This window comes from Streptomyces sp. TOM-9 (assembly GCF_056858595.1).
In genome coordinates this window covers 1649578-1664930 of sequence record NZ_JBXEQB010000001.1, presented here as the reverse complement: position 1 = coordinate 1664930, position 15353 = coordinate 1649578, and the positions used below count along the sequence as shown (strand labels likewise).

At 72.9% G+C, this 15353-nt stretch carries 14 protein-coding genes and 2 pseudogenes; 13 read left to right on the top strand and 3 right to left on the bottom strand.

The features are described from left to right. Positions 1–66 precede the first annotated feature (66 nt). A complete protein-coding gene (locus AC1VWI_RS07815; RefSeq protein WP_499510208.1) occupies positions 67–1011 on the top strand; it encodes a helix-turn-helix domain-containing protein in 945 nt (314 codons plus the stop codon). Between the two features lie 21 nt (positions 1012–1032). On the opposite strand, the gene AC1VWI_RS07810 is transcribed toward AC1VWI_RS07815, so the two are convergent. Next, positions 1033–1704, bottom strand: a complete 672-nt coding sequence (locus AC1VWI_RS07810) for a ribonuclease FAU-1 family protein (protein WP_499510207.1) — start codon at positions 1702–1704, stop codon at positions 1033–1035. Between the two features lie 195 nt (positions 1705–1899). Between AC1VWI_RS07810 and AC1VWI_RS07805 the strand changes: the two genes are divergently transcribed. Next, on the top strand, positions 1900–2841 hold the full coding sequence (locus AC1VWI_RS07805; protein ID WP_499510206.1) for an SDR family oxidoreductase: 942 nt from the start codon (positions 1900–1902) through the stop codon (positions 2839–2841). A gap of 19 nt (positions 2842–2860) precedes the next feature. On the opposite strand, the gene AC1VWI_RS07800 is transcribed toward AC1VWI_RS07805, so the two are convergent. Next, complete coding sequence (locus AC1VWI_RS07800) at positions 2861–3595, bottom strand: hypothetical protein (RefSeq protein ID WP_499510205.1); 735 nt, start codon at positions 3593–3595, stop codon at positions 2861–2863. 277 nt (positions 3596–3872) lie between these two features. Continuing rightward, the gene (locus AC1VWI_RS07795; RefSeq protein ID WP_499510204.1) at positions 3873–4985 is read right to left on the bottom strand and encodes a cation diffusion facilitator family transporter; all 1113 of its coding nucleotides are present in this window, start codon (positions 4983–4985) and stop codon (positions 3873–3875) included. 61 nt (positions 4986–5046) lie between these two features. On the opposite strand from AC1VWI_RS07795, the gene AC1VWI_RS07790 reads away from it, so the two are divergent. The 11 genes and pseudogenes from AC1VWI_RS07790 to AC1VWI_RS07740 all read left to right on the top strand — a co-directional run bounded on the left by AC1VWI_RS07790 (position 5047) and on the right by AC1VWI_RS07740 (position 15281). Next, positions 5047–5406: an ArsR/SmtB family transcription factor gene (locus AC1VWI_RS07790; protein WP_499510203.1), complete on the top strand. Its 360-nt coding sequence runs from the start codon at positions 5047–5049 to the stop codon at positions 5404–5406. A gap of 107 nt (positions 5407–5513) precedes the next feature. After that, positions 5514–5819: a hypothetical protein gene (locus AC1VWI_RS07785; protein WP_499510202.1), complete on the top strand. Its 306-nt coding sequence runs from the start codon at positions 5514–5516 to the stop codon at positions 5817–5819. A 106-nt stretch (positions 5820–5925) separates the two neighbouring features. After that, on the top strand, positions 5926–7026 hold the full coding sequence (locus tag AC1VWI_RS07780; RefSeq protein ID WP_499510201.1) for a PLP-dependent cysteine synthase family protein: 1101 nt from the start codon (positions 5926–5928) through the stop codon (positions 7024–7026). Between the two features lie 242 nt (positions 7027–7268). Continuing rightward, the gene (locus AC1VWI_RS07775) at positions 7269–7358 is read left to right on the top strand and encodes a potassium-transporting ATPase subunit F (RefSeq protein WP_499510200.1); all 90 of its coding nucleotides are present in this window, start codon (positions 7269–7271) and stop codon (positions 7356–7358) included. Further along, positions 7358–9046: a potassium-transporting ATPase subunit KdpA gene (kdpA, locus tag AC1VWI_RS07770; RefSeq protein ID WP_499510199.1), complete on the top strand. Its 1689-nt coding sequence runs from the start codon at positions 7358–7360 to the stop codon at positions 9044–9046. Before AC1VWI_RS07775 ends, kdpA begins: the two co-directional genes overlap by 1 nt. A 70-nt stretch (positions 9047–9116) precedes the next feature. Continuing rightward, complete coding sequence (kdpB, locus tag AC1VWI_RS07765) at positions 9117–11195, top strand: potassium-transporting ATPase subunit KdpB (RefSeq protein WP_499510198.1); 2079 nt, start codon at positions 9117–9119, stop codon at positions 11193–11195. A 59-nt stretch (positions 11196–11254) separates the two neighbouring features. Continuing rightward, positions 11255–11788 carry a potassium-transporting ATPase subunit C gene (locus AC1VWI_RS07760; protein WP_499510197.1) on the top strand — a complete coding sequence of 178 codons (534 nt, stop codon included), beginning with the start codon at positions 11255–11257 and terminating at the stop codon, positions 11786–11788. Between the two features lie 15 nt (positions 11789–11803). Further along, positions 11804–13015: a universal stress protein gene (locus tag AC1VWI_RS07755; RefSeq protein ID WP_499510196.1), complete on the top strand. Its 1212-nt coding sequence runs from the start codon at positions 11804–11806 to the stop codon at positions 13013–13015. A 20-nt stretch (positions 13016–13035) separates the two neighbouring features. Further along, a pseudogene (locus AC1VWI_RS07750) lies at positions 13036–14544 on the top strand (ATP-binding protein); the annotation flags it as partial. Next, a pseudogene (locus AC1VWI_RS07745) lies at positions 14499–14858 on the top strand (response regulator); the annotation flags it as partial. The pseudogenes AC1VWI_RS07750 and AC1VWI_RS07745, both read left to right, overlap by 46 nt. An 18-nt stretch (positions 14859–14876) precedes the next feature. Then, a complete protein-coding gene (locus AC1VWI_RS07740) occupies positions 14877–15281 on the top strand; it encodes a winged helix-turn-helix domain-containing protein (protein WP_499516742.1) in 405 nt (134 codons plus the stop codon). The last annotated feature ends 72 nt before the right edge of the window (positions 15282–15353 follow it).

Genomic DNA, 15353 nt, shown 5'->3' with positions numbered 1-15353 from the left:
ACGTCCCGCGTGACTACCACCGGCAGGGACAGGCTCCGCACGGCATCCGGCGTGATACTGGAGCGCATGGCCACCCACCCCGACCTCCGCACCGGCCCGGGAGACGGGCCGGATCCCGGTCCGGGACCCGGCGCCGGGCGGCACCTCGACGCGCGCTCGGAGCTCAACGAGTTCCTGCGCACCCGCAGGGCCCGGCTGAAGCCGGCCGACGTGGGGCTCGCCGAGTTCGGCCGGCGCCGGGTGCCGGGCCTGCGACGGGAGGAGCTGGCACAGCTCGCCGGGGTGTCCGTGGCGTACTACACGCGCCTGGAGCAGGGCAACGGCCGCAACGTGTCCGTGGAGGTGCTGGGCGCGATCTCGCGGGCGCTCAGGCTCTCCGAGTCGGAGCACGCCCACCTGCTGCACCTGGCGGAGCCGAAGCGGCGCAAGCCCCGGCCCGCGCCCGAGCGCCGGCAGGTACGGCCGGAGCTCCGGGAACTGCTGTCGGCCCTGGAGGGCGTCCCCGCGTACGTGTGGGGCCGCCGCACCGACGTGCTGGCGTGGAACCGCACGGCGTCCGCGCTCTTCGGCGACTGGGAGGTGCGCGCCCCTGAGGACCGGAACTGGGCCAGGATCACCTTCCTCGACCCGGCGGCCCGACGGCTCTTCGCCGACTGGGAGTCCAAGGCCGCCGATGTGGTGGGCCAGCTGAGGATGGACGCCGGCCGGCACGTCGACGATCGGGCACTCGCGGCGCTGGTCGGGGAGCTCTCCACGAGGAGTGCGGACTTCCGGTCGCTGTGGGCCGCCCACGACGTCAAGCGGAAGTCGCACGGCGGGATGCGGCTGCTGCACCCGCTGGCGGGCGCGCTCACCCTCCGCTTCGAGACCCTTGCGCTCCCCGGCGACGAGGAGCAGTCACTGTCGACGTACCACGCCGAGCCGGGTTCGGCGTCGGAAGAGGTGCTGCGCCTGCTGGCGAGCTGGGGCGCGGACGCGTCCCGGGACTGGTCGGCGGCCGCGCGGGGTTGATCCCGTCCCCGTGAGCGCTGCTCACAAGTGACCTTCCTGGCCTGCGCGTCGGGGCACGGCGAGCGGCAGACGCGGTGTGGGCCAGGCCGGTTCCCATCGCCATGCCGCCCACGCGGCGGCCTCGCCGAACGGTCCGGAACGCTCCTCGAGCATCGCCAGCGCCTGTTCGCGGGCCGCGTCGACGGCCCGGTGCTCGGTGTCGGTGACGACGCCGAGCCTGCGGACGTGGGCGTACTCGTCCTCGTCCTTCCACTCCCAGCTGCTCAGGTCGGGGGCGACGAGCAGGTCCACGATGAGGTCGAAGGTGTCGAACCCGTCGGCGGTCCGGATCGTGGGGCGCTCGAAGTTCACGTACCAGTTCCGCAGCCCGGCTTCGGTGTAGAAGGCGTTGACGCTGAACCAGGCGGTGTGCGGCTTCCACATCCGCAGCTCGGTCTCCTGCCACCGCCCGGACGTGAGCTCCCACCGTCCCGCGGCGAGGGCGTCGATCGCGTCGGTGCGCACCGTGCGGTCGCCGGTGGCGCGGGCCTGCGCGTAGGCGACGGGCCAGCGGGTCTGCGCGCCGGGAGCACAGGCGGTCACCAGGGCGGTGCCGGTGTCGGCCAGGACACGGAGCGCGTGCTCGCTCCACACACGGCCGCTGCGGTGCACATCGCGGCGCACGGCCGTCCGGCCGGCCCGGTGGGTGTTCATCGTGTTCTCCCTCGACTCGTCCGCCGTGGGACGGCGTGCGCCCGACGCCGTGAGCGTACGTCGCACGTGTCCAGGCCTCCGTTCGAGTGGCCGCCCCACGGCCGTCCGACGCGGCACGCGGCACGGAGCCCGAAGCTCGGCTTCACTCGGTGGTGCCCCCCCGCTTCCGAACCAGGATCGAACGGTGTGCCCGTGATGACGACCGGTACCAGCGTACGCAGCCGCAGGGCGACGGCCCCGCTGGAAGGGCGCGTGGCCGTCGTCACCGGCGCGGCCCGGGGAGTCGGCGAGGCGCTCGCCCTGCACCTGTCGTCAGCCGGCATGCGGGTCGCGCTGCTGGGCCGTGAGGAGGCGACCCTGCGCCAGGCGGCGGCCTCCCTGCCCCGCCCGAACATCTTCGTCGAGGCGGACGTCACCGACCGCCCGGCACTCGAAGACGCGGCCCGGCGGGTCGACGAGGAACTCGGCCCCGCCAGCGTGGTGGTGGCCAACGCCGGCATCGCCGCCGGCGGGCCCTTCGCCCACACCGAAGCCGAACTCTGGCAACGCGTCATCGACGTCAACCTGGTGGGGGCCGCGAACACGGCCAGGGCCTTCCTGCCCCAGCTGACGCGGACCCGCGGCTACTTCCTGCAGATCGCCTCGACCGCCGCCTTCTCCGCCGCCCCGCTGATGAGCGCCTACTGCGCGTCCAAGGCCGGCGCCGAGTCCTTCGCCCAGGCCCTGCGCGGCGAGGTCGAGCCCGACGGCGTCACCGTCGGCATCGCCTACCTCCACTGGACCGGCACCGACATGATCGTGGATCTGGACGACCACCCCGTACTGCGTGCCCTGCGCAAGAACCAGCCGTCGTTCGCACGCCGCGTCCACTCGCCCGTCCAGGTCGCCGACTGGCTCGCCACGGGCATCGCACGGCGCGCACACCATGTGTACGCGCCACCGTGGCTGCGCTTCTGCCAGCCGCTGCGGCCGCTGTTCCCCCCGGTGGTCTCGTGGATGGCCCGGCGCGAGCTGCGTGCCCGTTCAGGTGCGGAACTGGGGTCCGCCACCGCCGTCATGGGGGCCGGCGGCCGCGCCGACTGGGACGCCTTCACGTCGCCCGTCGAGCCGCAGCGGCCGGAGCGCCCGCCGCGGTGAGGGCGTCCGTTCCACCCGCCTACGGCGGAGGGCGTCGTCCCGTGAGCCCCTGCCAGCGGTCCCGGGCGGCCTCCAGGCCCGCGAGCGCTCCGGCGAGTGCCGGGTCGCGGCTCTGGCGGGCGGTCAGCATGCCCAGCCACCTGCGGGCGTCCTGAGCGGGGCCGGTATCGGCGTGCGCGGCCTTGAGGGCGTCCTCCGCCTTCTTGACGGCCGTGGCGAGCTCCGTGCGGAACCTGTTCTCCTTGGCGACGGCGTTCTCGACGCGGACGCTGAAGCGGCGCACGCCGTCCTCGCCGTGCTCCCCGGGCGGGTAGGACTCCAGATGCACCCCGTCCGGCCGCCTGAGGTAGAGGTGATGGCCCGTCGGGCTGTGCTCGAACCGCACCTGCAGGCCGTCCAGCTGCAGCACCTTCGTCTCCCGCCCGGATATGACCATCACGTGCGCGTGCAGGGACACTTTCCCGAGTGCGGCGACGAAGGCGCCCTTGCCGGGCCGGCGCAGCCGCGCGAGGTGCCGTTCGGCGTCGCCGACGCGACGCCGGTGGGCACGATCGGCCCGTGCCACCTGCGCCTGCGCCCTTGCCAGTTCGCGCCGCGCCCCGCGCCGCAGCTTGCGGACGGCCCGCCGGGCGCGGTCCAGGGCGTCCCTGTCGGCTTCATGACGGCCGGAGAGCGCGAATCTCCAGCCGCCGGGGTATCGGCGGAGCCGCCGCCCCGCTCCAGCGAGCACGAGGATCACGACGGTCAAGGTCATCCCCACTATGCCCACGCGCCCACCTCACCCAGTGACAGCCGCCGCCGCACTCATGCGCACGGGGTGGAGGAACCAGTCGAAGGTGTCGAATCCGATGCATATCAGAAGATATGCCCAGCAATGTCACGGCGAATGCGCGCGCGACGGCGGCATTTCCGGACGTGTCCGGCACCTCGGGTCCTGCGGGCTGACGCCGCATCGGGTCGGCCCGCGGGCGGCGTCCGGGAGGGGGCGCGGCCGGGTCGCCCGGGCGCGCCCGCGGGCCGGGTCGTGCCTCTCAGGCGGCGTGATGGGCCAGTTCGGCGTGCGGGTCGGCCGCACCGGGGACGGGTGCGGGGTCCGCGTGGACCAGGGCGGCGGTCAGGCGGGGGACCGCGTGCAGCAGCGCGTGCTCGGCCGCGACAGCCGTGTGGTGGGCCTGACGCACGGTGAGGTTCCCGTCGACGACCACGGCGACCTCGGCGCGCAGCCGGTGCCCGATCCAGCGCAGGCGCAGCTCGCCCACCTCCCGGACCCCCGGCACTTCGCGCAGGGCGCGCTCGGCGTCGTCCACGAGCGCCGGGTCGACGGCGTCCATGACGCGGCGGAAGACCTCGCGCGCCGCGTCGCGGAGCACCAGCAGGATGGCCGCCGTGATGGCCAGGCCCACGATGGGGTCCGCCAGGCGCCAGCCCATCGCGGCCCCCGCGGCGCCGAGCAGCACGGCCAGCGAGGTGAAGCCGTCGGTGCGGGCGTGGAGGCCGTCGGCGACGAGCGCGGCGGAGCCGATCCTGCGTCCGACGCGGATGCGGTAGCGGGCCACCCATTCGTTGCCGATGAAGCCGAGCACCGCCGCGACGGCCACGGCGGGCAGGTAGGCGACGTCCCGCGGGTGCAGGAGGCGGTCGACGGCGGTCCAGGCGGCGAAGCCCGCGGACGCGGTGATGGTGAGGACGATGACGATCCCGGCGAGGTCCTCGGCCCGGCCGTAGCCGTAGGTGAAGCGCCGCGTGGCGGCCCGCCGCCCGAGGACGAACGCGACGCCGAGCGGGAGGGCGGTGAGGGCGTCGGCCGCGTTGTGCACGGTGTCGCCCAGGAGCGCGACCGAACCGGACAGGACGACGACCACGGCCTGGGCGATCGCGGTGACGCCGAGGACCGCGAGCGAGATCCACAGGGCCCGCATGCCTTCGGCGGAGGACTCCAGGGCCCCGTCCACCTTGTCGGCGGACTCGTGCGAGTGCGGGTGCAGGAGGTGTCCCAGCCGGTGGCGCAGGCGTGCCAGGCTCCGGGGGCCGTGGCCTTCGGAGCGGCCGTGGTCGTCGCCGTGGCCTCGCGTGTGCCCGTGGTCGTGCCCGTGTTCCTGCCCGTGGCCGTGGTCGTGCTGGGGGTGCGTGTGCCGGCCGTTCATGGGACCGCCTCCGGGGAGTCGTGGGTGGACACGGGCTGAGCCTTCCCCCCATTATGTGCATATGAACGCACGCATGCACCTGTCACCTGCGTATGGTGCGCACCCGCGAGAACCGGGCACCGAGCACTACGCCCGCGGGGCCGAGCTCCTGAGCCTCCTCGCGGACCGCACCCGCCTCGCCCTGCTGCACACCCTGACCGCGGGCGAGGCGGACGTCTCCACGCTGACCGGGCGGGTCGGCGCCGCCCGTCCCGCCGTCAGCCAGCACCTGGCCAAACTCCGGATCGCGGGCCTGGTCTCCTCCCGCAAGGAGGGCCGCCGGGTGATCTACGCGCTTTCCGACGGCCATCTGCGCAGGCTCGTCGACGAGGTGCTCAACCTCGCGGACCACCATCTGAGCGGCAAACCGCCGCACGCCTGAGCGCGTTCCGGGATGTTCCATGCCGTAATGTGCGGCCTGTGCGAGGCCGCCACCGCGGAACGTGCCCGACGTTCCTCGTTGCGCTGCTGGCCGCATTCTGCTTCACCGTGGCCGGCTCGCCCGCGCACGCCCACAGCTGCCTGCACCCGCACGTTCATCTGAAGAACGCGGAGGAGCGACCGCACCCCGTCACTCCCCACCACCCCGGTGAGGACTGCTCCCCGGGCTCCGCCGAGCTCCCCGGGTCCCGCACCGGACCACGCGAGCACGGGACCGGCCCCGCGCAGACCGGCGCCGCCGAAGCGGCGCCCGGACAGGTGCCCGCCTCGCACAACACGCCGGGGAGCGACCCGGCCCCCGACGCCCGCATAGCGACTGCGGCGCCGTCCGTCCTCTGCCTCTGGCGCATCTAGAAGATGCCCCCCGGACCGGCTGACGGTCCCTCACCCCTGCCCGTGTGCGCACCGGCGGTGGGTGAGCCGTGCACGGCACTCTTCCCGATTCCAGAAAGCGGACACCATGAACGAGCCCACCACCGGCCGCGACCTCGCCTCCGCGGTCGGCGACACCCCCCTGCTGTGGATCTCCCACCCCCTCACCCCTCCCGGACGCGGCTTCTGGGCGAAGCTGGAAGGCGCCAACCCCGGCGCCATCGAGGACCGCTCCGCCCTCCACATGGTCGGCTGCGCACGCGAGCGGGGCGACCTCCTTCCCGGCGCGACCGTCGTGGCGTCCACCAGCGGCGCCTTCGGCCTCGGACTGGTGCTCGCCGGACGGGTCTTCGGCCACCCGGTCACGCTCGTGACCGATCCGGACCTGGAGCCGGACATGAAGCGCCTGCTGCGCTCACGCGGCGCCCGCCTCGACATCGTCCGCGACGCCCACCCCTACGAGGGCTGGCAGGAGGCCTGCCGCCGGCGCGTGACCGAACTCCTGGCGGCCGAACCGGGGGCCTGGTGCGCCGACCCGTACGACAACCCCGACAACGCCGACGCCTACACGCCCCTGGCGGCGGAACTGATCGAGCAACTGGGCCGGGTCGACGTCCTGGTCACCAGCGTCGGCACCGGCGGCCACTCGGCGGGCATCAGCCGCACGCTGCGCGCCGTCAACCCGGACCTGCACGTGATCGGGGTGGACACCGTCGGTTCGATCACCTTCGGCCGGCCCGTCAGGCCCCGTCTCGTCCGGGGCCTGGGCAGCAGCATCCACTCGCGCAACGTGGCGTACGAGCAGTTCACCGAGGTGCACTGGGTCGCCGCGGCCGAGGCCGTGCACACCTGTCGTGCCCTGGCCCGTTCCCACTACGCGTCGGGCGGCTGGAGCGTCGGTGCGGTCGCCCTCGTCGCGGGATGGGCGGCCCGCACCTACTCCGCCGAGGCACGCATCGTGGCCGTCTTCCCCGACGGGCCGCACCGCTACCTCTCCACGATCTACGACGACGACTACTGCCGGGACCGCGGGCTGCTCGGCACCGCGCCCGCCACGGAGCCCACGGAGGTCGCCTCGCCCACCGACGGTGAGGCGGCGGGCTGGACCCGCTGCCGCACGGTGACGAACCCCGTGGCGTCGCTCATCGCCCCGCCGGCGCACCCCGTGGAGGCGCCCGAGTCCGTGTGAGGCGGTGCCCCCGCAAGGGCGGCCGTGTCCGCCGTGCCGCCGGCACGGCGGACACGGCCGCCCCGTCGCTTTCCGGGGCGTGTTCCCCCGTTCACCCTTCTTCCACCGGCGGGGCCGCCGCTTTCACCACGCCGCCACCACGCGCGACGCCAGGCTGCATGCGTGGCAGACATCTGGGTTGTGATCGGAATCGTCGGGTTCGTCGCCGCCGCTCTGGGCTTGATCTGGTGCTTGGAGCGGGTGTGAGCGCGACCGACGTGGTGCTGTTGTTGGTGTCGATCGTCATGCTCGGTTATCTGGGCGTGGCGCTGTTCAAGGCGGAGCGGTTCTGATGGCGTTCGCGTGGACCGTCGTGGTGATGGTCGTCGTCCTGGGATTGTGCTGGCGGTACCTCGGCTCGTACATGGTCGCCGTGTACGAGGGCCGCGCCCGCTGGCTCGGGTGGCTGGAGCGGCCGGTATACCGGGCGCTGCGGGTGTCGCCGGAGGCGGAGCAGACCTGGCAGAGGTACGCCGCGTCGGTGATCGGGTTCTCCGCGGTGGCGCTGCTGGTCACCTACGGCTTCTTCCGGCTCCAGGGGTCCCTGCCCTTCAACCCGCAGCACTTCGGTGCGGTGCGGCCGGACACGGCGTGGAACACGTCGGTGTCGTTCGTGACCAACACGAACTGGCAGTCGTACTCGGGCGAGACGACGATGTCCTACCTCTCGCAGATGGGCTCCCTGGCGGTGCAGAACTTCCTGTCCGCGGCGGTCGGGATGGCGGTCGCCATCGCACTGGTGCGCGGGTTCGCCCGCAGGGGGTCGGCGACGATCGGCAACTTCTGGGTGGACTTCGTGCGCGGCACGATCTACGTCCTGCTGCCGATCGCGTTCCTCGCGGCGATCGTCTTCATGGCCCAGGGCGCGGTGCAGACCCTGTCCGGCGCGGTGTCGCTGCACAACGACCTCAACGGGGCGAGCCAGTTGCTGGGCCGCGGCCCCATGGCCTCCCAGGAGGTCATCAAGCAACTCGGCACGAACGGCGGCGGGTTCTTCAACGCCAACGGTGCCAACCCGCTGGAGAACCCGACCGGCCTGACGAACCTGCTGTCGGTCCTGCTGATCCTGAGCATCCCCGTCGCCTTCACCTACGTGTTCGGCAAGATGGTGTTCAGCCTCCGCCAGGGCGTGGCGATCCTGGCGGTGATGACGGCGCTGTTCGCCGGCTGGCTGACGATGGCCACGGTGGCCGAGCACCAGGGCAGCCCCGCGATGGCCGCGGTGGGCGTCAGCGACACCGGCACCGGCAACACGGAGGGCAAGGAGACCCGGTTCGGGGTGCCGTCCTCCTCCCTCTACAACGTGACCTCGACGCAGACGTCGACGGGCTCGGTGGACTCCGCGGCGGACTCGTACACCCCGATCGGCGGCTTCGCGCTGCTGACCGGCATGATGCTCGGCGAGGTCAGTCCCGGCGGCGTCGGGACCGGGCTGTACGGCATCCTGCTGTTCGCGGTGCTCGCGGTGTTCCTCGGCGGGCTGATGGTCGGGCGGACACCGGAGTACCTGGGCAAGAAGATCCAGGGCAGAGAGGTGAAGTACGCCGCCCTCGGCATCCTGGTCATGCCGATGACGGTGCTCGTGCTGACCGCGATCGCAGCCGCGATCGGCGCCGGCCGGGCCGGTCCGCTCAACGCCGGGCCGCACGGGTTCTCCGAGATCCTGTACGCCTACACCTCGCAGACCAACAACAACGGCTCCGGGTTCGGCGGGCTGAGTGCGAACACGCCCTTCTACAACATCACCGGCACCATCGGTCTGCTGCTGGGCCGCTTCGGGATGATCATCCCGGTGCTGGCGCTGGCCGGCAGCCTCGCCGCGAAGAAGCCGGTGGCGGCCGGGCCGGGGACCTTCCGCACGGACAAGCCGATGTTCGTCGGCCTGCTCGTCGGCGTGGTCCTGATCGTGGGCGCCCTGACGTTCCTCCCGGCCCTGGCCCTCGGCCCGCTGGTCGAGCACGTCAGCCACGGGTTCTTCTGATGCGCGCCCAGCACGTCCCCCTGTCAGCGCGGTCGCCGCGCGTGCGGCACATGTGGAAAGGAAAGCTGTGATGTCGGACGTCCATGTCCTCGACGCCCCGGAGGCCGGACCGGGAACGCCGCAGGGCCCGCGCGGCGTGGTGAACCGGCGCGCCCTGTTCGACCGGCGGATCCTGCGGCAGGCGGCGGTGGACTCGGTCCGCAAGCTCGACCCGCGGGTGCAGGTCAGGAACCCGGTCATGTTCGTGGTGCTGATCGGCACCGTGGTCACCCTGGTCGAGTCGATAGCGCACCCGACCCTGTTCGTCTGGCTGGTGACCGTCTGGCTGGCGCTGACGGTGCTGTTCGCCAACTTCGCCGAGGCGATGGCCGAGGGCCGCGGCAAGGCGCAGGCCGATGCCCTGCGCCGCACCCGCACCGAGACCGACGCGCGTCGGCTGGCCCGGGACGGTTCCGAGCAACGCGTCGCGGCGGCGGAGCTGAGCACCGGCGACGTCGTGGTGTGCGAGGCCGGGGACGTGATCCCCTCCGACGGCGAGATCATCGAGGGGGCCGCGTCCGTCGACGAGTCGGCGATCACCGGTGAGTCCGCGCCGGTCGTCCGCGAGTCCGGCGGTGACCGCTCAGCGGTCACCGGCGGGACCCGCGTGCTCTCCGACCGGATCGTGGTACGCATCACCGCCGAGCCCGGACAGACGTTCCTGGACCGGATGATCCACCTGGTCGAGGGCGCCAAGCGGCAGAAGACCCCGAACGAGATCGCGCTGGCGATCCTGCTCGCGGCGCTCACGATCGTCTTCCTCCCCGTCGTGGTCACCCTGCAGCCGATGGCGAGCTTCTTCGGCACGCAGGTGTCGGTGGTCATCCTCATCGCGCTGCTGGTCTGCCTGATCCCCACCACGATCGGCGCGCTGCTGTCGGCGATCGGCATCGCCGGCATGGACCGCCTGGTGCAGCGCAACGTGCTCGCCATGAGCGGCCGGGCGGTCGAGGCCGCCGGCGACGTGCAGACCCTGCTGCTGGACAAGACCGGCACCATCACCCTGGGCAACCGCATGGCGGCCGCGTTCCACCCGGTCGGCGAGCACGACGAGGCAGCCGTGGCCGAGGCCGCGCAACTGGCGTCGCTGGCCGACGAGACCCCGGAGGGACGTTCCATCGTCGTCCTGGCCAAGGAGCGCTGCGGGCTGCGCGAACGCGACCTCGGCCCGGCGTACACCTTCGTCCCGTTCACGGCGACGACCCGCATGTCCGGTCTGGACACCGGTGAACGGCGGATCCGCAAGGGCGCCGCGGACGCGGTCAAGCGCTGGGTCGTCGAGCAGGGCGGCACGCTGCCCCCGGCGCTGGACCCGATCGTGGAACGCGTCGCCACGGCCGGCGCCACCCCGCTGGTGGTCGCCGACGGGCCGCGGGTGCTGGGGGTGATCGAGCTCAAGGACGTCGTCAAGCCGGGCATCGCGGAGCGGTTCGCCGAACTGCGCGCGATCGGCATCCGCACCGTCATGATCACCGGCGACAACCCGCTCACCGCCGCCGCCATCGCCCAGGAGGCCGGCGTGGACGACTACCTCGCCGAGGCGACCCCGGACCGGAAGATGGAGCTGATCAAGGCCGAACAGGGCGGCGGGAAGCTGGTCGCGATGACCGGTGACGGCACCAACGACGCCCCGGCGCTCGCGCAGGCCGACGTCGGCGTGGCGATGAACACCGGCACCACCGCGGCGAAGGAGGCCGGGAACATGGTCGACCTCGACTCCAACCCGACCAAGCTCATCGAGATCGTCGAGATCGGCAAGCAGTTGCTGATCACCCGGGGAGCCCTGACGACGTTCTCGATCGCCAACGACGTCGCCAAGTACTTCGCCATCCTGCCGGCCCTGTTCCTGACGACGTTCCCGCAACTGCGCGCGTACAACGTCATGGGCCTGCACAGCCCGACCTCTGCGGTGCTGTCCGCGGTCATCTTCAACGCCCTGGTCATCGTCGCGCTGATCCCCCTCGCCCTGCGCGGGGTACGGTTCCGGCCCTCCAGCGCCACGGCGATCCTGCGCCGCAACGTACTGCTCTACGGCGTCGGCGGCCTGGTCGTCCCGTTCCTCGGGATCAAGCTCATCGACATGGTCCTCACCGCCCTGCACGCCTACTGAGACGCGCATGCCGGCGAACGACCGCACCATCCCAAGCTCAAGAACGTCAGGGAGTTGTCATGCTGTGGGTGAACCTGCGACGGGGCGTGATCGTCTCGGCCGTCTTCTTCGTCCTGCTCGGACTGGCCTACCCGCTGGCCGAGACCGGCATCGGGCAGGCGCTCTTCGGCCACCAGGCCGACGGCTCGCTCGGTGCGCACGGATCGGCCCGGGTCGGACAGCAGTGGAGGGGCCCGCAGTGGTTCCAGGGCCGCCCCGACGGTGACGACCCGACCGCGACCGGCGGATCCAACCTCGGCCCCCGCTCGAAGGAACTGGTCGACACCTACGAGAAGCGCATAGCCGCCCTGCGCGAGCAGGGCATCACGCCCACCGCGGACCTGGTCGCCGCCTCGGGCAGCGGGATCGACCCCGACATCAGCCCCGCCGGCGCCTACGCGCAGGTCGAGGCCGTCGCGGCGGCCCGCCGGCTGCCCGCCGACCAGGTACGCGCGCTGGTCGCCGCCCACGTGCAGGGGCCGCAGTTCGGGTTCCTGGGCGCGTCCCACGTCAACGTCCTCGCGCTCAACGAGGCGCTGGCCGGGCTGCGGTAGGACCGGGAGGGACCGATGTCCTCCGGTCGCCCGGCGACGGGCCGTACCGACGCGAGGGTCGCCGACGCCGGACGCTTCCGCCTCTACCTGGGCATGGCGTCCGGGGTCGGCACGACCTACGCGATGCTCGACGAGGCGGCCCGCAGGGCCGCCCGCGGATGCGACGTCGTGGCCGGGATCGTGGAGACCCACGGCCGCCCGGCCACGGCGGCGGCGCCGGCCGGACTCGAGGTCGTCCCGCCGAGGACGGTCGCCCACCGGGGCGGCCGGTTCGCCGAGATGGACCTCGACGCGATCCTCGCCCGCGGGCCCGGACTGGTGCTCGTCGACGAACCCGCCCACACCGACGTGCCCGGCTCCGGGCGCCACGAGAAACGCCGGCAGGACGTCCTCGAACTGCTCGACGCCGACGTCAGCGTGATCAGCACCCTCAACATCCAGCACGTCGAGAGCCTGGCCGGCGTCGTGGAGGCCGTCACCGGCACCCCGGTCCGCGAACGCGTGCCCGACGCCGTGCCCGCCCGGGCCGAGCAGATCGAGCTGGTCGACTCCTCACCCGAACAACTGCGCCGGCGGATGCTGCACGGCAACGTCCACCCGGCCGAACGCATCCACCAGGCCCTGGGAGGCTGCTTCACGACCGAGAACCTCACCGCGCTGCGCGAGCTCACCCTGCGCTACCTGGCCGGCGAGACCGACGCCGAGTCGCTCGCCCGGATGCGCCGCACCGCGCAGGGCCCCTCCCCGGACACCGCCGAACGCGTCCTGGCCGGAGTCGCCGGCGCCCCGGGCACCGAGACGGTGCTGCGCCGGGCCGGCCGCATCGCCGGCCGCCTCGACGCGGACCTGTACGTCGTGCACATCCGCCCGGGCGAAGCCCACCGGGCGCCGCGGACCACGGCACTGCGGCCGGTCCGGCAGCTCTCCGAGGACTTCGGCGGCACGTGGATCGAGATCGCCGACGACGTTCCGGCGCGGGCGCTGGTACGGGCCGCCAGCGAGCACCGCGTCACCCGGATCGTGCTCGGGCCCAGCCGCCGCGGGCGCTGGGAACACCTCCTGGGCGGCGGCTCCACCGTCCGCCGCCTCACCCGCCTGGCGGGCGCCGAGGGCATCGACGTCCACATCCTCGCCCGCTCCGCCACTCCGGCGGCAGCGGGCCGGCACGCCGACGGCGCGTGCCCGGGGGAGGGGCCCGCTCCGGACGAGCCCACCTCGTCGGGGTGAACCGGTGAGGCCGATCTATCGTGGATGACCTGCCCCGTTCCGCGGGTACGAGAGGAGCCCCCACGACCGACACCGTGCGCCGCAGCCTGGCCGGGTCGCTGGCCGCCCTGGCCTCCATCGCCGTCCTCACCGTGGCGATGCTGCCGCTGCGGCCCCACCTCAGCGTCGCCACCACGGCCCTGGTGCTGGTCGTGCCGGTCGTCGTCGGCGTCACCGTCGGCGGTTTCTCCGCCGGTGTCCTCGGCATCGTCGGCGGTTTCCTCGTCTACGACTTCTTCTTCATCCCGCCCTACCGGACGCTGGACGTCGGCGCGAACGAGAACTGGACCGCCCTGGGCATCTACGTGCTCGTCATGCTGCCCGTCGCCCGCGTGGTGGCCGGCATGAACGCCGCCAGAGCCGCGGCCCGGCAGCGCGGCCTGCTGGTGCGGCGACTGTTCGACCTGTCCACCCGGCTCGTCCAGGACCGGCCGCTGCCCGATCTGCTCGGCGTCATCGTGACCGCGCTGGCCGACGTCCTCGACGCCGGCCATGTCGCGCTGCTGCTGCCCGACGGCGACCGGCTGCGCGTCGCCGCCACCGCGGGCGCGGAACTCGACCCGGCCGAGCTGCGGCGCCTCCACCCCGCGCCCGGACAGGTCACCAACCTCGACCTGCTCGCCGCGCCGACCGGTCAGGGACGCAGGGGCGAACCGGTGCAGCTGGCACTGGTGGCCGCCGGGCGCCCCATCGGCATGCTGGCGATCACCGGCGTCACGGTCACCGAGCAGCAGCGCGAGCCGCTGCTGCTGTTCGCCAACCAGATCGCCCTCGCCGTCGAACGGGCCCAGCTCCGGGAGGAGGCGCTACGGGCCCAGCTGACCCACGAGGTCGAGCACCTGGCCCGTACGCTCGTCGCCGCCGTCTCCCACGACCTGCGCGGCCCCCTGGCCTCGATGAAGGCGTCCTCGTCCGTGCTCGCCGACCCCGCCCTCGCGCCCGCCCTGTCCGACACCGCGCGCGCCGAGCTGGCACTCCTGGTCGACACCCAGACTGACCGGCTCGCGGCCCTGGTCACCAACCTCCTCGACATGAGCCGGGTCCAAGCGGGCGTCCTGCGGCCGCGCACCAGCCTGACGACGGCGGGCGAGCTGATCACCGCCGTCCTGCGGGACCTGCCCGGCCCCCCGCCGCGGCAGTTGCTCACCGACATCGAGGACGGCCTGCCGATCCTCGACGTCGACACCGTGCTCATCGCCCGGGTGCTCACCAACCTGCTGGACAACGCCGCCCGCTACGCCCCACCCGGCACACCGATCACCGTCCGCGCCCACCAGGACGATCCGTCCACGGTGACCGTCTCGGTCGCCGACCGCGGCCCCGGCATCCCGCCGAGCGGACGGGACGAGGTCTTCGGCTTCTTCTACCGCCGCGAAGCCGACAGCGGGACCGGACTCGGGCTGGCGATCGCCAAGATCTTCGTCGAGGCCCACCACCAGCGCATATGGGCCGACCAGAACCCGGGCGGCGGCGCCCGCTTCGCCTTCACCCTGCCGGTCGCCGCCGGCCTGTCCGAGGAGAACACATCGTGGCCAGCGTCCTCATCGTCGACGACGACATCGCGCTACTCGCCGCCTGCCGGGTCGGCCTCGAAGCCCTCGGCCACCAGGTCCGCACCGCCGAGACCGGCCAGAGCGGCATCGCCGACGCCGCGGTCCACGCCCCCGACGTCATCGTGCTCGACCTCGGACTGCCCGACCTCGACGGACGCGACGTCTGCACCCGCATCCGCACCTGGACCGACCGGCCCATCATCATCCTGTCCGCCGACAGCTCCGAGGACCGCAAGGTCGACGCCCTCGACAACGGCGCCGACGACTACATGACCAAACCCTTCGGCATGCGGGAGCTCGACGCCCGTCTGCGCGTCGCGATGCGCCACCACGCCGCCGACGCCCACGCCGGCGACACGACCGAACTCACCGCCGGCCCCCTCACCCTCGACCTGGTGCACTACCAGGCCACCTACCGGGACCAGCCGCTCGACCTGACGCCCAAGGAGTTCGACTTCCTCGCCTACCTGGCCCGCCACGTCGGCAAGGTCTGCACCCGGCGCATGATCCTGGAGAACGTCTGGGGCCCCGCCTACACGGCTGAGCAGCACTACCTCAAGGTGTACGCGTACCGCATCCGCAAGAAGCTCCACGACGACGCCGGCCGGTTCCTGCAGAACGACCCCTCCGTCGGCTACCGGCTCAGCGTCGAGCCCGCGACCGCGGCGGGCTGACGTCCTCCGTCGCACGGCGATGACATTCGGTTGCCGCCCTGTGACAGGAGTCCGCAACTGGCCGAGCGCGAG